The 18,874-nt window shown below is 65.4% G+C and carries 20 protein-coding genes and 1 tRNA gene; 17 read left to right on the top strand and 4 right to left on the bottom strand.

Features of this window, described 5'->3' with window-relative positions; all coding sequences use genetic code 11:
• Positions 1–19: 19 nt before the first annotated feature.
• Positions 20–901 (top strand): polyprenyl synthetase family protein, encoded by an 882-nt coding sequence (locus C722_RS0117775; protein WP_026083925.1) that lies wholly within the window; start codon positions 20–22, stop codon positions 899–901.
• A gap of 67 nt (positions 902–968) precedes the next feature.
• Entirely contained in the window at positions 969–1,193 is a 225-nt protein-coding gene (locus C722_RS0117770; RefSeq protein WP_017641806.1) for a hypothetical protein, read from the top strand.
• 193 nt (positions 1,194–1,386) lie between these two features.
• Here the strand turns inward: C722_RS0117770 and pdeM are convergent, their stop codons facing one another.
• A complete protein-coding gene (pdeM, locus tag C722_RS0117765; protein ID WP_017641805.1) occupies positions 1,387–2,046 on the bottom strand; it encodes a ligase-associated DNA damage response endonuclease PdeM in 660 nt (219 codons plus the stop codon).
• Between the two features lie 509 nt (positions 2,047–2,555).
• Between pdeM and C722_RS0117760 the strand changes: the two genes are divergently transcribed.
• From C722_RS0117760 to C722_RS0117725, 7 genes are all read left to right on the top strand, one after another.
• Positions 2,556–2,819 carry a YeaC family protein gene (locus C722_RS0117760; RefSeq protein WP_007162881.1) on the top strand — a complete coding sequence of 88 codons (264 nt, stop codon included), beginning with the start codon at positions 2,556–2,558 and terminating at the stop codon, positions 2,817–2,819.
• 84 nt (positions 2,820–2,903) lie between these two features.
• Complete coding sequence (locus C722_RS0117755; RefSeq protein ID WP_017641804.1) at positions 2,904–3,737, top strand: DUF2797 domain-containing protein; 834 nt, start codon at positions 2,904–2,906, stop codon at positions 3,735–3,737.
• Between the two features lie 12 nt (positions 3,738–3,749).
• The gene (gene pepN / locus C722_RS0117750; RefSeq protein WP_017641803.1) at positions 3,750–6,389 is read left to right on the top strand and encodes an aminopeptidase N; all 2,640 of its coding nucleotides are present in this window, start codon (positions 3,750–3,752) and stop codon (positions 6,387–6,389) included.
• Between the two features lie 377 nt (positions 6,390–6,766).
• Complete coding sequence (locus tag C722_RS0117740; protein WP_017641801.1) at positions 6,767–7,375, top strand: hypothetical protein; 609 nt, start codon at positions 6,767–6,769, stop codon at positions 7,373–7,375.
• 122 nt (positions 7,376–7,497) lie between these two features.
• Positions 7,498–8,085: a LemA family protein gene (locus C722_RS0117735; RefSeq protein ID WP_017641800.1), complete on the top strand. Its 588-nt coding sequence runs from the start codon at positions 7,498–7,500 to the stop codon at positions 8,083–8,085.
• A 4-nt stretch (positions 8,086–8,089) separates the two neighbouring features.
• Positions 8,090–9,484, top strand: a complete 1,395-nt coding sequence (locus C722_RS25110; protein WP_037064291.1) for a M48 family metallopeptidase — start codon at positions 8,090–8,092, stop codon at positions 9,482–9,484.
• Positions 9,388–9,936, top strand: coding sequence for a hypothetical protein (locus C722_RS0117725; RefSeq protein WP_157225849.1), 549 nt, complete (start codon positions 9,388–9,390; stop codon positions 9,934–9,936). Before C722_RS25110 ends, C722_RS0117725 begins: the two co-directional genes overlap by 97 nt.
• Before the next feature lie 4 nt (positions 9,937–9,940).
• Here the strand turns inward: C722_RS0117725 and C722_RS0117720 are convergent, their stop codons facing one another.
• Positions 9,941–11,131 carry a serine hydrolase gene (locus C722_RS0117720; RefSeq protein ID WP_017641799.1) on the bottom strand — a complete coding sequence of 397 codons (1,191 nt, stop codon included), beginning with the start codon at positions 11,129–11,131 and terminating at the stop codon, positions 9,941–9,943.
• A gap of 53 nt (positions 11,132–11,184) precedes the next feature.
• On the opposite strand from C722_RS0117720, the gene def reads away from it, so the two are divergent.
• Positions 11,185–11,724, top strand: coding sequence for a peptide deformylase (gene def / locus C722_RS0117715; protein ID WP_017641798.1), 540 nt, complete (start codon positions 11,185–11,187; stop codon positions 11,722–11,724).
• Here def and C722_RS0117710 read toward each other — a convergent pair.
• Positions 11,721–12,359, bottom strand: a complete 639-nt coding sequence (locus C722_RS0117710; RefSeq protein ID WP_017641797.1) for a DsbA family protein — start codon at positions 12,357–12,359, stop codon at positions 11,721–11,723. The two genes, def and C722_RS0117710, sit on opposite strands and share 4 nt — an antisense overlap.
• 304 nt (positions 12,360–12,663) lie before the next feature.
• On the opposite strand from C722_RS0117710, the gene C722_RS0117705 reads away from it, so the two are divergent.
• A complete protein-coding gene (locus C722_RS0117705; RefSeq protein WP_051226173.1) occupies positions 12,664–13,581 on the top strand; it encodes a bestrophin family protein in 918 nt (305 codons plus the stop codon).
• A gap of 41 nt (positions 13,582–13,622) precedes the next feature.
• On the opposite strand, the gene cprA is transcribed toward C722_RS0117705, so the two are convergent.
• Positions 13,623–14,774 (bottom strand): cationic peptide resistance protein CprA, encoded by a 1,152-nt coding sequence (cprA, locus tag C722_RS0117700; protein WP_017641795.1) that lies wholly within the window; start codon positions 14,772–14,774, stop codon positions 13,623–13,625.
• Between the two features lie 139 nt (positions 14,775–14,913).
• Here cprA and C722_RS0117695 point away from each other — a divergent pair, with 139 nt between their 5' ends.
• From C722_RS0117695 to C722_RS0117670, 6 genes are all read left to right on the top strand, one after another.
• Positions 14,914–15,153 carry a DUF2789 domain-containing protein gene (locus C722_RS0117695; RefSeq protein WP_017641794.1) on the top strand — a complete coding sequence of 80 codons (240 nt, stop codon included), beginning with the start codon at positions 14,914–14,916 and terminating at the stop codon, positions 15,151–15,153.
• A gap of 61 nt (positions 15,154–15,214) precedes the next feature.
• Positions 15,215–15,346 carry a hypothetical protein gene (locus C722_RS26765; RefSeq protein ID WP_007162893.1) on the top strand — a complete coding sequence of 44 codons (132 nt, stop codon included), beginning with the start codon at positions 15,215–15,217 and terminating at the stop codon, positions 15,344–15,346.
• Positions 15,347–15,533: 187 nt separating this feature from the next.
• Positions 15,534–16,523, top strand: coding sequence for a DctP family TRAP transporter solute-binding subunit (locus C722_RS0117685; RefSeq protein WP_017641793.1), 990 nt, complete (start codon positions 15,534–15,536; stop codon positions 16,521–16,523).
• A gap of 72 nt (positions 16,524–16,595) precedes the next feature.
• Positions 16,596–17,717: a beta-ketoacyl-ACP synthase III gene (locus C722_RS0117680; RefSeq protein WP_017641792.1), complete on the top strand. Its 1,122-nt coding sequence runs from the start codon at positions 16,596–16,598 to the stop codon at positions 17,715–17,717.
• A gap of 70 nt (positions 17,718–17,787) precedes the next feature.
• On the top strand, positions 17,788–18,666 hold the full coding sequence (locus C722_RS0117675; RefSeq protein ID WP_026083922.1) for a ParB/Srx family N-terminal domain-containing protein: 879 nt from the start codon (positions 17,788–17,790) through the stop codon (positions 18,664–18,666).
• A 99-nt stretch (positions 18,667–18,765) separates the two neighbouring features.
• Positions 18,766–18,841 (top strand) — tRNA-Ala (locus tag C722_RS0117670).
• Positions 18,842–18,874 lie beyond the last annotated feature (33 nt).

Genomic DNA, 18,874 nt, shown 5'->3' with positions numbered 1-18,874 from the left:
ATATGGAGTATCTCGACTCATGGCGACCGTATTAGTGCCGAGCGCGACAGACAATTTTGCCGCTTCGCTGCAATGGCAGCGTACCCGTATCGACGAGCGTCTGGCAGAGCTATTGCCGGCCGGGACCGATCCGGTCGCCGCCGCCATCCGCAGTGGGGTCATGGCCCCGGGCAAGCGACTGCGTCCGTTACTGATGGTCCTGGCCGCCGAGGACCTGGGTCAGTCCGACGAAGCCGTGCTCGATCTGGGCTGCGCGGTGGAGATGGTGCACGCAGCCTCCCTGTTCCTCGACGACATGCCCTGCATGGACGATGCGCGCCTGCGCCGTGGCCGTCCGACCCTGCATGTCGAGTTCGGCGAAGACGTCGCCATGCTGGCGGCGGTGGCCCTGCTCAGTCATGCCCTGCGGCTGGTCGCCGGCCTCGCCGGGGTGCCGGCGGAAACCCGGACCCAGATGGTCTGCCAGCTGGCCGATGCGGTCGGTACGGCCGGGCTGGTCTGCGGCCAGTACCATGACCTGCACGACGGTCGCCAGACGCGTCCGGCCGAAGCCATCGCCCTCACCAACCAGCTCAAGACCGGGGCGCTGTTCTCCGCGGCCATGGGCATGGCCGGTGCCACCCTGGTCACCAGCGCCACGCAGCGCGAAGCCTTCCACGTCTTTGCCTGCCAGCTGGGCCTGGCCTTCCAGTTGCTCGACGATCTCGACGACGGCAAGGGCCTGGGCAAGGACGCCGGCAAGGATGGCGACAAGTCCACTCTGGTCAGCCTGCTCGGCCGTGACCATGCTCAACGCCAGTTGCAGAGTCACCTCAAGCAGGCCCGCGAGGCGCTGGCCGTGGCCGATTGCGCCGATGGTGCCCTGGCCGGATTGCTGGATATCGTCTTTCGTCCGCGTTAGGGCGAATTACTGGGCGTCTGGCCCTCTAATCTCTCGATAGCCTTGTTCCCGTGTGAGGAGTCCTGAGATGTCGAAGTGGAAAATTGCTTACAGCAACGTTGACGGCAACACCTCGGTGGTCACCACCGAAGCCGAGCAGAAGCCGGACATGGAGCGGGTCGCCCAGATCGTCCGCGACGATGCCCTGGAAGAGTACGATGACAGCGAGGTCCCGCGGGATTACGACGAACCTACCGTAGCCCTGTTGGAGCGGCACGGCATCACCATCACCGGGATCACCGAAGAGGGCTGATCTCCGGGGTATCTGGTTCTAGGTTCTGTACGAAAAGTCGACGAGCGAAGGTCAGGCGAGGCGAAATAGGCTGAGGAAGCGGATCGGACTCGCGCTCGAGTTCACGAGCGGTAAATGAGCATTCCGACCGGGCTGGCGATCCAGGCCTTTTTCAACGAAGCATCACCGAGCGTAGGCACTTTTCGTACAGAACCTAGCGCAGGGGCCAGATACCGCCATCCCCTACCACGAAGATCCGTCGCGCCGGATCGGGCGCCAGCAGGTGCCCGCCGGTGAAGTCCCCGAAGGCCGGCAGGATCAACACTTCATCGTTTTCCAGGCAGAAGCAGGGCAGGCGTAGCGCCTGACGCCCGCGGCCGTGCAGGCGAAACGCCGGATGGATATGTCCGGCCAGCACCGGCAGTCGCGGATGGGGATCGGGTTCGTGCTGCAGCGACAGGCCGTCCAGTTCCAGCGGCTCAGCTACCACGTCGATACCCAGGGCGGCCGGTGGATCCCCCGCGCGGCGGTCGTGGTTGCCGCGGATCAACAGCAGCCGCAGGTGGGCCTGGTGTTCCCGCCAGCGCTCCAGGGTGTCCATGGTCAGGGGCGCGCGGGATTCCGGCGCGTGCAGGAAGTCACCGAGAAAGATGATCTCGCGGCAGTCGTAGCGCGCCAGCAGGCTGTCCAGTCGCGCGATATTGCCCGCTGTGGTGCCGTGGGGTACCGGCTGACCCAGTGCCCGAAACGCCGCGGCCTTGCCGAAATGGATGTCCGCCACCAGCAGCGCCTGGCGCGCCGGCCAGTAGATGGCCTTTTCCGCGAGCAGCCAGAGTTCGACACCGGCGAGGATGAGAGGGTGATAGGCAGGCATGGGGTCTCCAGAAAAGGCCTCCTGCTCTGATGGCGGCGGGGTGCCAGGGTTCAGCGGCGTTGCACGTTGGGCAACACGGCGTGGGATCAGACGCGTAAGGCGCTGGACGCCGGCGGTCTTCTGGACCTCGAACAGGGGGGCTGGTAGCAGCGAAACACCGTGGCAAAGTGATCTTGGCGTTCGCCGAGCGCTGAGGTCGAGAAACTTTTTCGTTGCTGTGCCAGTCCGCCAAGGCGACCCTTGCCTCGAACTACTCGAAGAAAGAGGCTGCGCCGTTTTCTACGCGACGGCATACGCACCCGCGTAGGTTGGGTTGAGCGCAGCGAAGCCCAACAGCCCAATCCGGTATCGCCACCGTTGGGCTTCGACGATGGAGCCGTCTCAACCCAACCTACCGCGACTCCGGGCCCCGAGCCGAAACACACCCTATGACCGCCATTGAGCCAGGCCAGGTGCACCGCGGCGGGCAGCCCGGTAAACTGGCGGTTCACTAGAGTCCGGAGCGACCCATGTCGACATCCTTCGCCCAGATGCTGGAAAACATCACCCCCGATATCTACGAGGGCCTGAAGCTGGCCGTGGAGATCGGCAAGTGGCCGGACGGCCGCAAGCTCAGTCGCGACCAGGTCGAGCTCTGTCTTCAGGCAGTGATCGCCTACGAGGCCAAGCACCTCCCCGAAGACCAGCGGACCGGTTACATGGGCCCTCAGGAATGCGCCTCCAAGTCGGTGCCCATCGAGAACATCCTGTTCAAGTCCGACGCCATTCACTGATCGACTACGCCCTACCCGACGAGGTGCCCTTCGGTGACGAAGAGGCACCTCGCGTCTTTTAGAGATCGAGAAATTCCTACCGTGATGACCGAACTGGGCCGTGGCGCCCTGCGCAAGATGGCCGTGACCTTGGCCGACCCCGTCAACTATGCCTTCCGCCTCGATGAGCGGGAGGTGCCGGTCAACCCGCTGATCGGCCGCCGCGTGCGCCTCGAATATCTGGGTGCCATCCATTGCACCCACTGCGGTCGCAAGACCCGCAAGAGCTTCAGCCAGGGCTACTGCTATCCCTGCTTCACCGCCCTGGCCCAGTGCGACAGCTGCATCGTCAGCCCGGAAAAGTGTCACTACGAGTACGGCACCTGCCGTCAGCCGGAGTGGGGCGAAGCCCACTGCATGGTGCCGCACGTGGTCTATTTGGCCAATTCCTCCGGCCTCAAGGTCGGTATCACCCGCGCCACCCAGTTGCCCACCCGCTGGATCGACCAGGGCGCCTATCAGGCGCTGCCGATCCTGAGGGTCGCCACCCGCCAGCAATCCGGCCTGGTGGAGGACGTGTTGCGTAGCCAGGTGGGCGACCGCACCAACTGGCGCGCCATGCTCAAGGGCGTCGCCGCGCCGGAAGACCTGGTGGCGGTACGGGAGCGCATCTTCGATGCCTGCGCCCAGGGCCTGGACGATCTCCAGGGCCGTTTCGGCCTGCAGGCGATCCAGCCGGTGGTCGACATGGCGCCCATCGAGATCCATTATCCGGTCACGGTCTATCCCACCAAAGTGGTCAGCCACGACCTGGAAAAGACCCCCGTGGTGGAAGGCACGCTGCTGGGCATCAAGGGTCAATACCTGATGTTCGACACCGGCGTGATCAACATTCGCAAGTACACGGCCTATCAGCTGGCCGTGTCCGTTTCCGAGTAAGGATGTAAACCCATGCGCACCGACCAGCCCCAGACCATCTACCTCAAGGACTACCAGGCGCCCGAGTACCTCATCGAGGAAACCCGCCTCAGATTCGAGCTGCACGACGACCAGACCCTGGTGCACGCCGAACTGCGGCTGCAGCGTAATCCGATGCGCGGCGCCGGCCTGCCGCCGCTGGTGCTGCATGGCGAGGAGTTGGAACTGCTGGCGGTGGCGCTGGACGATCAGGCGCTAGCCGCTGGCGACTACCAGGTCGAGGCGGGCAGCCTGACCCTGCAGCCGCAGGGCGAGGCCTTCGTGCTCAAGACCTCGGTGCGCATCCACCCGGAAAGCAACACCGCCCTGGAAGGGCTGTACGTCTCCGGCAAGATGTTCTGCACCCAGTGCGAGGCCGAGGGCTTCCGCAAGATTACCTACTACCTGGATCGTCCGGACGTGATGAGCGTCTTCACCACCACGGTGGAGGCCGACAAGGCCAGGTACCCGATCCTGCTCTCCAATGGCAACCCCGTGGCCAGCGGTGACACCGAGGGTGGTCGGCACTGGGCCACCTGGGAAGATCCCTTCCCCAAGCCGGCCTATCTGTTCGCCCTCGTGGCCGGTGACCTCTGGTGCGTGGAAGACAGCTACCGCACCGGCAGCGGCCGCGACGTGGCCCTGCGTATCTATGTCGAGCCGGAAAACATCGGCAAGCTGCAGCACGCCATGGACAGCCTGAAGAAATCCATGCGCTGGGACGAGGAGGTCTACGGCCGCGAATACGATCTGGACATCTTCATGATCGTCGCGGTGAACGACTTCAACATGGGCGCCATGGAAAACAAGGGGCTCAACATCTTCAACTCCAGCGCCGTGCTGGCCAGCCCGCGCACCGCCACCGACGCCGCCCACCAGCGCGTCGAGGCCATCGTCGCCCACGAATACTTCCACAACTGGTCGGGCAACCGCGTGACCTGCCGCGACTGGTTCCAGCTGTCGCTCAAGGAAGGCTTCACCGTGTTCCGTGATGCCGGCTTCAGCTCCGACATGAATTCGCCGACGGTCAAGCGCATCGAGGACGTGGCCTTCCTGCGCACCAACCAGTTCGCCGAAGACGCCGGCCCTATGGCCCACCCGGTGCGTCCGGATCACTTCATCGAGATCTCCAATTTCTACACCCTGACAGTGTACGAGAAGGGCGCCGAGGTGGTGCGGATGCTGCACACCCTGCTGGGCCCGGACGGCTTCCGCAAGGGCACCGATCTCTATTTCGAGCGCCACGATGGCCAGGCGGTGACCTGCGACGACTTCATCAAGGCCCTGGAAGACGCCAACGGCGCCGACTTCAGCCAGTTCAAGCGCTGGTACAGCCAGTCGGGCACCCCGCGCCTGGCGGTCAGCGAGCAGTACGATGCGGCGGCCAAGACCTATCGCCTGACCTTCCGCCAGAGCTGCCCACCCACCCCAGGCCAGCCGACCAAGGAGCCCTTCGTCATCCCGGTCCAGTTGGGCCTGCTGGATGGCCAGGGCCGCGAGCTGCCCCTGCGCCTGGAGGGCGAAGCCGCTGCCCAGGGTACCGACCGGGTGCTGTCGGTCACCCAGGCCGAGCAGACCTTCACCTTCGTCGATGTGCCCGAGCGCCCGCTGCCTTCGCTGCTGCGCGGCTTCTCCGCCCCGGTCAAGCTCAGCTTCCCCTATAGCCGTGAGCAGCTGACCTTCCTCATGCAACATGACAGCGACGGCTTCAATCGCTGGGACGCCGGTCAGCAACTGGCGGTGCAGGTGCTGCAGGAGATGATCGCCGGCCAGCCGCTGGACACCCGGCTGGTGGAGGCCCTGCGCACCGTGGCGGCGGATGAGTCCCTCGATCCGGCCATGGTCGCCGAGATGCTGTCGCTGCCGTCCGAGGCCTATCTGGTGGAGCTGTCCGAGCAGGCTGATCCCGGTGCCATCCACGGTGCCCGTCGCCAGGCCCGCCGGACCATCGCCGAGGCCCTGCGCGACGTGCTCTGGCAGCGTTATCGCAGCGCTCGGGAGGAATCGCTCGCCACGCCCTACCAGGCCAGCGCCGACCATATCGCGCGTCGCAGCCTGCAGAATGCTGCGCTGGGCTACCTCATGCTGCTGGAAGAGCCGGAGGCGCGCGACGCCGCTCTGGAGCAATTCGAGCACGCCGACAACATGACCGAGCGCCTGGCTGCGCTGAGCGCCCTGGTCAACTCCGGTTTCGAGCAGGAAAAGGCGGAGGTACTGGCGCGTTTCTTCGAGGAGTTCAAGGCCGATCCGCTAGTGATGGACACCTGGCTCAGCGTCCAGGCGTCCAGCCCCTTGCCGGGCGGCCTGGCCCGCGTCCAGGCACTCATGGAAAACCCGGTCTTCACCCTGAAAAACCCCAACAAGGTGCGGGCGCTGATCGGCGCCTTCGCCAACAGCAATCTGGTCAACTTCCATGCCGAGGACGGCAGCGGCTACCGCTTCCTGGCCGATCAGATCATCACCCTCAATCGGCTCAATCCGCAGATCGCCTCGCGCCTGCTGACGCCCCTGACCCGCTGGAAGAAGTACGGTCCCGCGCGCCAGGCGCTGATGCGCGCCGAGCTGGAGCGGATCCTGGCCAGCGGCGAGCTGTCCAGCGACGTCTACGAGGTGGTGAGCAAGAGCCTGGCGTAGGAGAGCCGACTGGGCTGCTTGTTGGGCTTCGACGATAAAGCCGTCTCAACCCAACCTACCTCGTCCCGTAGGTTGGGTTGAGCCCCGCGAAGCCCAACATCGCCCGCCGCCAAGCCTGACGCTCAGCGTCGGGCTTTTTTTTGCCCAGATTTTCCCGCGCGGCCCTAGCCTGTAGCGCCTCTGCCGCCCGCTGAAAAATCTCGCACATCCTCGTGCCTGACAACTCGTCCCCACTCGGGCGCCGCCTGGCTGATGAAAATGCTTTAGGCTGACAACTGTATTCAAATCAGCTGCAGAGAGGCGCCGCCGCCGACAGGGTAGGCGTGCGGCCTCGCTTGGCACCCAGGCCCTATCACCGGAAGAGAGCGGAGCGGCAGATGAGTCATGCACAGCTGATGGATTGGGGATTCGTCCTGATAACCCTGTGCAACATCCTGCTGATCGCCCTGGTGGTGTTTCTCCTGTGGCAGCGCTACTTCGCCGGCGACGCCGCGGCCAAGGGCGAGGAGGCCGGCGAGGCGCAGGCGCCGGCCCTCCCCGAGGCGGTGGCCAATCCGCCTGCCGATACCCAGCCGCCACCTCTTCCCGTCAGCCCCGGCCCGGCGGTGAACCGCAACGTCGACCTCTTCGACGAGGGACCGGAAGAGGTGTACGACGAAAACTACCCCGAATGGAAAAAGAGCGACGACCCCTACGTCGAGGAGCTGCTGTCCCACCGCGAAGCCCTGGAGCTCAAGGTGGACAACATGGTCATGCGGCTCACCCGGGCGCACAAGGTGGTGACCGGGCTGCGCGCGCAGAATCGGGAATTGCGCGCCTCCGAGGCCCAGGCCCAGCGGCTGCAGGAAGAGCTGACCCGAGCTCAGACCAGTCTCGCCCAGATGCGCCAGGAGCGTGACGCCCTGCTGGTGGAGGTGCAGCACAGCCGCAAGGGAGATTCGGCGCCACGGCAGCCGACCGACACGGGCGCGCCATCCTCGCCCTGAGCAGCGATGGTCGGCCCATGCTCCACCAGCCATCCCCTCAACCGCCGCATCCGTCGCGCTGAACAGCGATCGGCGCGGCTTGCTCCTAGACTGGCACTCTCACCACCTTCAAGGACGATTCGATGAAATTGCTGCTCCTGCTGGCTGCCCTGGTCGCCATCGGCCTGTTCGCGATCAGCCTCTACAACGCCCTGGTCACGGCGCGTAATGCCTATCGCAATGCCTTCGCCCAGATCGATGTCCAGCTCACTCGCCGACACGACCTCATCCCCAATCTGGTGGAGGCGGTGAAGGGCTATCTGCAGCACGAGCGCGAGACCTTGCAGGCGGTGATGGTGGCGCGCCAGCAGGCGCAATCCGGTCTGCATCAGGCCAAGACCCGGCCGGAGGATCCCGTCGCGCTGCATGCCCTGGAGCAGGGCGAGCAGGGGCTCGGCATCGCTCTCGGGCGGCTGTTCGCCGTGAGCGAAGCCTATCCGGAGCTCAAGGCCAACGAGACGGTGATCCAGTTGATGGAAGAGCTGAGCTCCACGGAAAATCGGCTGGCCTACGCGCGTCAGGCCCATAACAATGCGGTGATGGACTACAACAATCGCTGCGAGACCTTTCCCGGATCGCTGCTCGCCAGCCGCTTCGGCTTTCGTCTGGCGCAGCCCTTGGCGCTGCCGGATGGGGCCGCGCGCCAGGTGCCGCGAATCAGCCTGAGCTGAGTTCGTGCGCTTTCTCGACGACCAGGCCGCGGCGCGTCGGCGCACCCGGCTGTGTCTCGCCTTGCTGGCTCTGGTGGTGCTGCTCATGGCGCTGGCCAGTGCCGGACTGGCCCTGGTGTTCTTGCCGCGGGAGGTGGTCGACTACCTGGGCGGACGCGGGCCAACGCTGGTCAAGAGCGGATTGGTCTTTGTCGGCGTCATCACCGGAGCGTCCTTCTGGAAGGTCCGGCAACTCGCCCGTCAGGGTGGAGAAGAGGTAGTCAGGCGCTTGGGCGCGGTGCCGCTGGACGATCAGGCCGATCCCCGGACCCGCCAGTTGCACAACGTGGTGGCGGAGATGGCGCTGGCCGCCGGCGTACCGTTGCCGCGGCTGTATCTGCTGCCGGACGAACCGGCCATCAATGCCTTCATCAGTGGCTATGGACCGGCCGATGCGAGCCTGTGCCTGACCCGCGGCGCCCTGCAGCAGCTGAACAGGGACGAGTTGCAGGGCGTGGTCGCCCATGAATTCAGTCATCTGCTCAATGGCGACATGCGCCTGAATCTGCGCCTGCTGGGCTGGCTGCATGGCATCAGCCTGATCGCCGACCTGGGACAGGAGCTGTTTTCCGATCGCACCTCGACCACCACCCGGGTCGACGGCAACCATCTGCTCGGCTGGTTGCTGGGCACCGTGCTGCTGTCGATCGGCGGCTGCGGATTGTTCTTCGCCAATCTGATCCAGGCCGCGGCGACGCGCTCGCGCGAGCGCCTGGCGGATGCCTCCGCCGTGCAGTTCACCCGCCATCCCCAGGGGCTGGCCGATGCCTTGAAAAAGATCGCCGCCCATCCGCTGCAGGGGCGGCTCTATCATCGCCGGGCGCGCAGCGTCGCCCACATGGTGCTGGGCGACTCCGGCGCGTCCTGGTTCGCCACCCATCCACCGGTCCTGGAACGCATCCAGCAACTCGAACCGGGGTTCGACGAATGGCAGCTGGAGCGCCTGCGGGCGGAGGCGCTGCTGCCCACGGGCGTGGCCTATGTCGCCGGCAGTCCGCCACCCGCGCCGGCACAACCGACCGCGAGTCAACCAACAGCCCCGCCCGCGTTGGCCGACGAGCGCCTGGCGGACATCCCGCCAGCGCTGTACCTCTTCCTGCAAGACCCGCAACAGGCCGCCGAGGTGCTGCTGGCCCTGGCCGGTGCCTCCGCGCCGACTGCTGCAGGGGAGGGGCGACGCTGGGTGGATAGCCTGGACACGGCGCTGCACCTGCCGCTGGCCCAGCTGACCTTTCCGGCCATCCGGCAGTTGCCCGGCCTGCCTTGCGTGCCTTGCTGGTCGCGCTCAAGACGCAGCTGCGATCCGCGGAGCTGGATCTGTCCCGCTATTGCCTCGCCCGGATCATCCAGCGCCAGCTGATCGGCAGCCTGGCGCCCGGACGCCAACAGCCTGCAGGGCGGCGTACCCTGGCCCAGGAGCGGACGGCGGTGCTCACCCTCTACGCGGTCGCTGCCGAGCAGACCCATGAGAGCGTCCTGGCGGCGCGGCGCGCCTTCCTCCTGGCCGTGGCAACCACCTTTCCCGGACTGCACTGTGCCTACCAGCCGCCACTGGCCTGGCTACCCGCGCTCGAAGTGGCTCTGATGGGCCTAGGCCGGTTGGGCGTCGAGGCGCGGACCCTGGTACTGGAAGGCTTGATCCGCTTGGTGGAGGCGGATCAAGCCGTACGAATCCGCGAACTGGAGCTGCTGAGGCTGTGTTGCGCCGTGCTGGAATTGCCCTTTCCCGTCATCCAGGCACAGCTTTCTCGCGGCGAGGACAGGCCGCTGCCACTACCTCACCGCTCGACCGCTCCTGGCCGGTCCAGCTGAGCGATCAGTCCCGGTAGAGGGCATCGCGGATGGCGTCGGGAAAGGGGCCACTCATGCCGGCGATCGCCGTGTTGGTGAGGATCACCACGCTCAGCTCGCGCGCCGGATCGATGAACCAGGCGTTGCCGTAGACCCCGCCCCATTGCAGGGTACCGGGCGTCTGCGGCGTCTTCGCCAGCCGGGCATCGCGCAGCACCGCCGCGCCCAGGCTGAAGCCCCAGCCTGGCGCGTCGTCGCGTTGCAGCCCGGGGATCTGGTCTTCCATGAACAGACGCTGGCTGGTCGGGGTGAGCAGCCGGCCCTGGCGCAGCGCCTCCAGAAAGGCCAGGTAGTCTCCCGCACTGCCCTGCATGCCGCCGCCGCCCGAGGGAAAGGCCGTGGCCGAAAGTGCCCGCGCCGGGGAATAGAGGATGCCGCCCTTGGGCAGGGGCAGCAGATAGGGCTCGCTCATGGGCTCCGGGCGTGGATAGCCGTCGCGATAGGCCGTGGCCAGGCGGCTGGGCTCGCTGACGTGAAAGCTCAGGTCGTGCAGGTCGAGCGGTGCCGCCACCTGCTGCTGGACGACCTGAGGCAAGGGCAGGCCGGTCGCGGCTTCCAGCACGCCGCCCAGGACATCCAGCCCGAGGGAGTAGCGCCACTGGGTACCTGGCTTGAAGTCCAACGGTACGCCGGCGAGGCGCCGCAGGTTTTCTTCCAGAGTCAGGGGGGCGCCATCCAGGCCGTCGGATACCCCGGCGCGGTGATAGGGACCGTCCTGGTCTTCGCCGAAGCCGTAGTGCAGGCCCGCGGTGTGGCTGAGGAGCTGGGCCAGCGTGGGCACGGCTGGAGTGCCATCGGCCAGGTGCGGGGTGAAGTAGGGCAGGTAGCGACTGACCGGCGCCTGCAGATCCAGGCGCCCCTGATCCGCCAGGCGCAGCGCCGTCACCGCCACCAGCGGTTTGGTCAGGGAGGCAAAGCGAAACAGCTGGTCTTCCTGCATCGGCCGCTGCGCGTCCCGATCGGCGAATCCCGCCGCGCGGTGATACACCACCCGGCCCTGACGGGCGACCATGACCACGGTACCGACGATGCGCTGTTGGGCGATGGCGCGCTCCAGGATCGGATCCAGCCGCGCGGCGAGGGCGGCTTCCTCGGCCTGGACGAGGGGAGCGCTCAGGCCGAGACCGAGGGCGCTGGCGAGCAGTAGGGAGGACATCTGGTTTAAGCTCCTGGCGAAACGCCGGTGACTGGCAAAGAAGGAATCCTCGCATGATTCGCGACATTTTGAAGATGGGTGATCCCCGGCTGCTGCGGGTGGCGCCGCCGATAGCCGCCGAGCGCCTCGGCTCGGCGGAGCTGCAGGCGTTGATCCAGGACATGTTCGATACCATGGCCGCCGCGGGTGGCGTGGGTCTTGCCGCCCCGCAGATCGGTGAGGACCTGCAGCTGATGGTCTTTGGCTTCGAGCGCAATGCCCGCTATCCCGAGGCGCCGCCGGTACCGCTGCAGGTACTGATCAATCCGCGCATTGAGGTCCTTGATGCCAGCGAAGAACTGGGCTGGGAAGGCTGCCTGTCGATCCCCGGGCTGCGCGGCGAGGTACCGCGGCCGCGGCGAATCCGTTATCGAGGCGTGGATGGCGCGGGCAACCTGGTGGACCAGCAGGCCGAAGGCTTCCATGCGCGGGTGGTGCTGCACGAGTACGATCACCTGATCGGTCGGCTCTATCCCTCGCGGATTCAGGACTTCGCCCGCTTCGGCTTTACCGAGGTGCTGTTCCCCGAGTTGACGCCGGCCGCCCAGCGCTAGGCTTGGATCGCGTCCAGCTGCGCCCGGACGGCTGCCGCCAACTGGGCGAAGGGTACCGCTCCATCCAGAGCCCGCGCCTGTTCGATGGGCGCCTGCGCGGAACGCAGCAGCAGCGTCGGTACGGCCGTGATGCCCAGGGCTTCGGCGCGATCCTCGGCGTGCAGCACCACGTCGGTGTGGTCACCGCGCGCCAGGCTGGCCTGCAAGGCTTCGCCATCGAGACCGCTGCGGCGCGCCAGATCGATCAGCACCTCCCGCTCGCCGATATCGCGCCCCTCTTCGAAGAAGGCCTGGAAGACCGCCGTATGGAAGGCGTCGAAGCGGTCGTGGTCGCGGGCGAATTCCGCTGCTTCCAGGGCCAGACGGCTGCGCGGCTGGACCGGTGGTAGCCGCAGCACCATGCCGTATTCCGCCGCCATGGGATAGACCGCCCGGTCCCAGGTCCGGCGCAGATAATCCCCGGCGGGATCCAGGGTGGGCGTGGGTTCGGGGCGCAATTCGAAGGCATGCCACTCGATGGCCAGTTGATCGCCGAATTCCTCCTGCAGGCGCGCCAGCTGGGGCAGCTCCAGGTAGCAGAAGGGGCAGACGTAGTCGCTCCAGACATCCAGACGAACGCGCGGGGTGGCGGTCATGGCAGTGCTCCGGAAGGGCGTGGTGTCCGTCGGACCGCACCTGGGCGCGGATGTTCGCTGAACGGGTCGATATCCTCCGTGACGTGGCAACCAGCCAGGCGCTGCTGCCTTGGCGAGGTAACGGCCTGCGCGGCGGGCCTCTTCATATCTGGAAACGCAATTGTCCCGGGCCTATTACGTGAAATGGGCGGCGATCCGCGCTCTAGAGGCTTGCCTTGAACCTGTTTTCGACCCCAGGTTCCTATGGCTGCATCCCTCCTTTCTCGCGCTAAGGACTATCACCTTGGGTTTTTTCACCAGCAAAATGACCTTCCTTCGGCAAACCTTCACCTACGTTGGCTGGTCGGTGTTCTGGCTGCTGCTGTGGGACATCGCCGTTACCGTCGACTACATGATTTTCGTCGACAATCGGGCGCAGCTGCCCAACATTCCACTGACCCTGATCGGCTCGGCGCTGATCGTGCTGACCAGCTTTCGCAATACCAGTGCCTACCAGCGCTGGTGGGAGGCGCGCACCCTCTGGGGCGGCATGGTCAATAGCTCGCGTAGCTTCGCCCGCCAAGCGCTGACGCTCATCGACGACGGCGACGAACATTTCAACGCGATCAAGACGGTGCTCATCGAGCGTCACCTCGCCTATGTCCGCTGCCTGGCCTGCCAGCTCAGCGGCGATTCGTTGCCCAAGGAGGTGCGCACCTACCTGGGCAAGGAGGAGTGGGCGATGCGCAAGGAGACCAACAACTTCGCCAACGCCATCCTCAGCGGTTCCTCCAGCCTGATCGCCCTGGAATACCGCGCCGGTCGCCTGGACAGCATCCGTCTGGAGCGCCTGGAAGCCACCTTCGTCGACATGTCCAACTGGCAGGGCGGCATGGAGCGCATCGCCAATACCCCCTTGCCCTATCCCTATGTGAATTTCCCGCGGCTGTTCATCTTCCTGTTCTGCGTGCTGATGCCCATCGGCCTGGTGGAAAGCCTGGAGTGGTATACGCCGCTGGCCTCTACCGTGGTGGGCTTCATCTTCCTGGCCATGGAAAAGGTCGGCACCGATCTGCAGAATCCCTTCCAGCGCAGTCGTCACCAGATCACCATGGGTACCATCTGCAACACCATCGAAGGCAACCTGCGCACCATGCTGCGCGATGCCCGCGGGGGTTATGCTTCGGTCAGCGAGATCGTGCGGGATTCGCGGCTGAATTCGCCGGAAAAGGACCCCGTCTGAGCAAGACCCGGCCCTGGCGATTGCCAGGACCGGGGTAGGCCTTACTTGAAGTCCCACTGCATCTGCGCGGGTATGCTGATGTCCCGCGAGGAATGCACGCAGACATCCAGATAATCGGTGAAGCGCGGTGGGGCGGCGATGCCTTCGTCGAGCAGCCGCTGGTTGTCGAACAGATAATTCAGATCGGCGAAGCCGCCGTACAGCTTGAGCGCGCGCAGCACCAGGCGTGGATTGGCCGGGCCGATGCGTTCGTTGAAGTCGGCGGCGAGTTCCTTGAGATCGGCGCTGTCCACCTGGCGATAGCGCTCGCCCACCGGGGCGTCGCCCATGGCGCCGGCATAGGCCTCGTCGATTTCGCCGAAGGTGCAGGCACCCGCATTGCCCGCCGAGATGTGGTAAAGGCTGTGGTTCAGCTTGGGCTTGAGCGCCAGCTCCACCAGGGCTTCGGCGCAGTAGTCCACCGGAATGACATCGATCTGCTCATCCAGACCGCAGGTGAAGCGCTCCAGCGCGAAGCCCATGCGGAACACCCAGAAGATGCTGCCCGAGGCCTTGCAGCCCGAGCGACGGTGACCCACGACGATGGAAGGACGCGCCACCACCAGCGGCAGCAGCGGCAATTCGTTACGCAGCTTGAGTTCGATGGCGGCCTTGGAGGCGGTGTAGTCCACCAGCTGCTGTTCGGGTTCGGGGAAGTCCCAGGTCTCGGCGACCGGTGACTGGCGCTGCGGGCCGCAGGCCATGGCGGTGCTGACGTGCAGGAAGCGCTTCAGCCGCCGGGACTGGGCGCAGGCCTCGGCCAGGGCGAAGGTGCCCTCGACATTGACCGGCCAGATTTTCGGATTGCGCGAGAAGGAGGCCACTGCCGCACAGTTGATGACCTCGTCCAGCGCCAGCAGTTGCGGTTTGGCGGCCTCGATCCAATGGGTGTCCAGCAGATCACCGCAGAGGATCTGCTCGGGTTTGAGCAGTGCCGCCAGGCGCTCGTCGACGTCATGGACGCGCAGATTCTGCAGCAGCCGCTCCAGACCTTCCGCCGGAGTGGCCGCCCGGACCAGGAATTGCAGCCCCTCGACATGTCCCAGCTCCAGCAGGCGCAGGGTAACGGCGCCGCCGAGAAAGCCGGTGGCACCGGTGACGAGAATGCGGCGCGGTGCGGCGGTGAAGTGAATGGCAGAGACGGGAAGCGACATGGCGAAGGCCCTGGTTGGCGAAACGTGGGCGTACCTTAAGGCCCGACGCTGAAGGATTTATTAAGGCCAGGGAACCCCTCAAGGCTGGCGTCTTTCTAGATGCTTGCCGTTACCGACCGATACCTGCCTGGAGACCCCTATGGAACTTCCCGTTCACGATCTGACGACCCTTTTCGAGCAACTGGGCCTGGATTCCGATCCGGCTGCCATCGATGCTTTCATCGCCAGCCATTCCCCGCTGCCCGACGAGGTGAAGGTCTCGGAAGCCGATTTCTGGTCACCGTCGCAAAAGGCGTTCCTCAAGGACGAGATCATGGAAGATGCCGATTGGGCACCGATCGTCGACGAGCTGAACGTCCGCCTGCATCGCCATGACTAACGTACAGGGCCGAACCCTTTCGGCCCTGTAGTCCTTCTCTTTCCGCGTCTGGAGATTTGCCATGAACGCCGTCCATGCCCAACAGCAGCCGAACGATCCGCCCGTCGCCGACGATGAAGACGAGGTAAGCGAAGAGCAGCTCGACGAATCCGTCGAGGAAACCTTTCCTGCAAGCGATCCCATTTCGCCTTGATGATTTCCTGGCGCCGTTTCGACGGCGCTGGTCCTACCCCTGATCCTACTTTCTTGCACATTCGTCGTGCCATCTCCCTGTGCTGACCAGCCATTCACCTCGCGACTGCTAAGGTAACCGCGTCGCGCACGCAGCGTGACCGGGGTCGCGCAGGCGATCCGATGGATCGTTCAACGCAGGGAATTCCATGATCAAGACCTTCTTCGCCACCCTGGCCGGCTCGCTTATCGCCTTGGCCATGCCCTTCGCTGTGGCCGAGCCGATCGTCATCAAGTTCGCCCATGTGGTGACGGACGATACGCCCAAGGGCCGTGGTGCCCTGCAATTCCAGAAGCTGGTGCAGGAGCGACTGGCCGGCCAGGTCAAGGTGGAGGTCTATCCCAATTCCAGCCTGGTGGGCGACGCCGACGAACTGGAAGCCCTGCGCAGCAACAAGGTCCAACTGCTGGCACCCTCGGTTTCCAAGCTCAACGCCCTGGCCAAACCACTCAGGGTCTACGATCTGCCCTTCCTGTTCGACAACATCGAGGCGGTCAAGCGCTTCCAGCGCCGCGACAAGAGCCGCGAACTGCTGGGCAGCCTGGTCAGCCACAACATCACCGGATTAGGCTACTGGAACAACGGCGGCCGCCAGCTCTCGGCCACGCGGGAAATCCACACTCCCGCCGATCTCAAGGGGCTGACCTTCCGCGTCGAATCCTCCGAGGTGCTGGCCGCCTACTACCAGCAACTGGGTGCCGAGGCGGTCAAGCTGCCGTTCGCCCAGGTCTACGACGCCCTCCGGACCGGCAAGGTGCAGGGAGCGGAGAATCCCTGGTCGAACCTGCTGGGACAGAAGATCAACAGCGTGCAGCCCTATATCGTCGAGGACAACCACAGCTTCCTCACCTATATGCTCATCACCAACACCACCTTCTGGAATGGCCTGCCGTTCCAGATCCGCAGCGAGCTGGAGGCCATCCTCGACGAAGTGACCCAGTCGGTGAACCGCGATGCCGAAGCCATCAACGCCAAGGCGCGCGAACGGGTGGTCGCGGCCAATACCAGCAGGATCCTGGTACCGACGCCTGCCGAGCGGGAAGCCTGGCGCACGGCCGTGGCGCCGTTGCTCAAGAGGTACGAAAGCGAAGTAGGCAGCGACGTCCTGCGCGCCGCCGAGGCCGCCAATCGGCGTTGAGATTGCACGGGCGTCCACCCTGGATTTGCGGCAAACTGGCACGGCTTCATCCTGACAACAAGAGGAATAGCCGTGCAGCACGCGGTCATCAGCGGTAGTGGGCTCTATACGCCGCCCGAAAGCATTTCCAACGACGAGCTGGTTGCGTCCTTCAACCAGTGGGCTGGCCAGTGGAATGCCGAGCATGCCGACGCCATCGCCCAAGGCAGTCTGGCGCCCCAGCCGGAATCCAGCGCCGCCTTCATCGAGAAGGCCTCCGGCATCCGCAGCCGCCATGTGGTCGACAAGGCCGGTATCCTCGATCCGGCGCGCATGGTGCCGCGCATTCCCGAGCGTTCCAACGACGAGCCCTCGATCCTCTGCGAGATGGGCGTCGCCGCGGCGCGCGAGGCGCTGGAACGGGCAGGGCGGACCGCCGCCGACATCGACGGTGTCATCGTCGCCTGCTCCAACCTGCAGCGGCCCTATCCGGCAGTGGCCATCGAGGTCCAGGCCGCGTTGGGCATCCAGGGCTACGGCTTCGACATGAACGTCGCCTGCTCCTCGGCCACCTTCGGCCTGCAGACGGCGGCCAACGCCGTGCAACTGGGCCAGGCGCGGGCACTGCTGGTGATAGATCCGGAGATCTGCACCGGGCACCTGAACTTCCGCGACCGCGACAGCCACTTCATCTTCGGCGATGCCGCCACCGCCCTGGTGGTGGAACGCGCCGACCAGGCGACCTCGGCTCACCGCTACGAAATCCTCGGCACCCGGCTGTTCACCCAGTTCTCCAATAACATCCGCAACAACTTCGGCTTCCTCAACCGCGCGGCGGAGGAGGGCATGACCCACCCGGACAAGCTGTTCGTCCAGGAAGGGCGCAAGGTGTTCAAGGAGGTCTGCCCGCTGGTGGCCGAACTGATCGCCAACCACCTCGCCGAGCTGGATATCCCCGTCGAGCGGGTCTCGCGCTTCTGGCTGCACCAGGCCAACCTGGCGATGAACCACCTCATCGTCAAGCGCCTGCTGGGGCGCGAACCCGAGCCTGGCGAGGCGCCGGTCATCCTGGATACCTACGGCAACACCAGCTCGGCCGGCTCGGTCATCGCCCTGCATCTGCACCACGAGGATCTGGCCAGTGGCAGTCTGGGGGTGCTCAGCTCCTTCGGCGCCGGTTACTCCATCGGCAGCGTGGTCCTGCGCAAGGTCTGATCGACGGCAGGAGTCTTCCCGGGAGGACCGTTGTCGGACCTGGGAAGACCTCTCGAGAAAGGAAGACCCCGTGTCGCCAGGAAGCCTGCTCCGGGTGCAATTGCGCCAGCTGCGCCCCACCCAGCCCGCGATCGGTCATGACCAGGTGCTGTACAAGCTTGGCAAGTACGCCTGCGACCGACGCAAGCTGTTCGACGACTACTGCGAAGCCAACGGCCAGCATCTGAGTGGCGGTTTTCAGCCGAGCACCAGTCTGCGCTCGGCCGGCGACGCCCTGGGCGTCAAGCCACCCGGCACCTATCCAGACGAAATGAAGACCGTGGTCATCGGCCCCGGACAGCAGCTCTACCTTACCGATGGTCACCACACCTTTTCCGCCTTCTGGGAACACCCCGGCGGTGGCGCCGAGACCTCGGTGTGGGTCAGGGTCACCGACGATTTCAGCGGCGCGGCGAGCATGGCCGAGTTCTGGATTCGCCTGCTCGACGAGCGCAAGGCCTGGCTCAAGGACCCCCAGGGGCGTCCGATCCTGCCCGAACAGCTGCCCGAATCCCTGGGGCTCACCGCCATGGCCGACGATCCCTACCGCGCCCTAGTGTATTTCACCCGCCAGATCGGCTACGACAAGCCGCGTACGCCGGATGGCCGGGTACTGCCCTCGGAATTCCTCGAATTCTACTGGGCCGAATGGCTGCGCATGCTGCTGCCCTTGCAAGGCTATGACCTGAATGATCGCAAGAGCTACGCCAAGGCCGTGGAGCAGGCGGCCCGGCTGATGGTGGCCAATCCCGGCATGCTGATCGGCAGCTCGGGGCGTACGGCGCTGGAGATGGGCGGCTACCGCGCCCTGGACAAGAAGGTCCTGCGCAAGCTCTCCGCCAGCGATGGCAAGTTCACCTACCTGCTGGCAGCCCGCGCCCAGCGTGCGGCCCTGGCGCGGGCGATCTGACCCTTTTCCGGCTTAAGTGTCTGTTACTAGCAGGTTTTTTTCTGATTGGTGTTGACAGGGGAGGCCGGGCCTCTTAACATGCGCCCCGTCCTGACCGACGGGGCTATAGCTCAGCTGGGAGAGCGCTTGCATGGCATGCAAGAGGTCGACGGTTCGATCCCGTCTAGCTCCACCAAATTTCGGTTTCGCCCTCGGGGGAAATCGGTAG

This window comes from Pseudomonas sp. 313 (assembly GCF_000316965.1).
In the GTDB taxonomy this organism is placed as follows: Bacteria; Pseudomonadota; Gammaproteobacteria; order Pseudomonadales; family Pseudomonadaceae; genus Chryseomonas; species Chryseomonas benzopyrenica.
Note: the sequence above shows the minus strand (reverse complement) of the source record. Positions and strands in the feature narration are given on the sequence as shown.

Excerpts from the sequence above, each read along its gene's own strand:
- C722_RS0117775 (WP_026083925.1), top strand. The coding sequence starts at position 20 with ATGGCGACCGTATTAGTGCCGAGCGCGACAGACAATTTTGCCGCTTCG.
- C722_RS0117740 (WP_017641801.1), top strand. The coding sequence starts at position 6,767 with ATGAGTCATGCACAGCTGATGGATTGGGGATTCGTCCTGATAACCCTG.
- C722_RS0117755 (WP_017641804.1), top strand. The coding sequence starts at position 2,904 with ATGACCGAACTGGGCCGTGGCGCCCTGCGCAAGATGGCCGTGACCTTG.
- pepN (WP_017641803.1), top strand. The coding sequence starts at position 3,750 with ATGCGCACCGACCAGCCCCAGACCATCTACCTCAAGGACTACCAGGCG.
- C722_RS26765 (WP_007162893.1), top strand. The coding sequence starts at position 15,215 with ATGAACGCCGTCCATGCCCAACAGCAGCCGAACGATCCGCCCGTCGCC.
- C722_RS0117685 (WP_017641793.1), top strand. The coding sequence starts at position 15,534 with ATGATCAAGACCTTCTTCGCCACCCTGGCCGGCTCGCTTATCGCCTTG.
- C722_RS0117770 (WP_017641806.1), top strand. The coding sequence starts at position 969 with ATGTCGAAGTGGAAAATTGCTTACAGCAACGTTGACGGCAACACCTCG.
- C722_RS0117720 (WP_017641799.1), bottom strand. The coding sequence starts at position 11,131 with ATGTCCTCCCTACTGCTCGCCAGCGCCCTCGGTCTCGGCCTGAGCGCT.
- C722_RS0117735 (WP_017641800.1), top strand. The coding sequence starts at position 7,498 with ATGAAATTGCTGCTCCTGCTGGCTGCCCTGGTCGCCATCGGCCTGTTC.
- def (WP_017641798.1), top strand. The coding sequence starts at position 11,185 with ATGATTCGCGACATTTTGAAGATGGGTGATCCCCGGCTGCTGCGGGTG.
- C722_RS0117710 (WP_017641797.1), bottom strand. The coding sequence starts at position 12,359 with ATGACCGCCACCCCGCGCGTTCGTCTGGATGTCTGGAGCGACTACGTC.
- C722_RS0117705 (WP_051226173.1), top strand. The coding sequence starts at position 12,664 with ATGACCTTCCTTCGGCAAACCTTCACCTACGTTGGCTGGTCGGTGTTC.
- pdeM (WP_017641805.1), bottom strand. The coding sequence starts at position 2,046 with ATGCCTGCCTATCACCCTCTCATCCTCGCCGGTGTCGAACTCTGGCTG.
- C722_RS0117760 (WP_007162881.1), top strand. The coding sequence starts at position 2,556 with ATGTCGACATCCTTCGCCCAGATGCTGGAAAACATCACCCCCGATATC.
- C722_RS0117695 (WP_017641794.1), top strand. The coding sequence starts at position 14,914 with ATGGAACTTCCCGTTCACGATCTGACGACCCTTTTCGAGCAACTGGGC.
- cprA (WP_017641795.1), bottom strand. The coding sequence starts at position 14,774 with ATGTCGCTTCCCGTCTCTGCCATTCACTTCACCGCCGCACCGCGCCGC.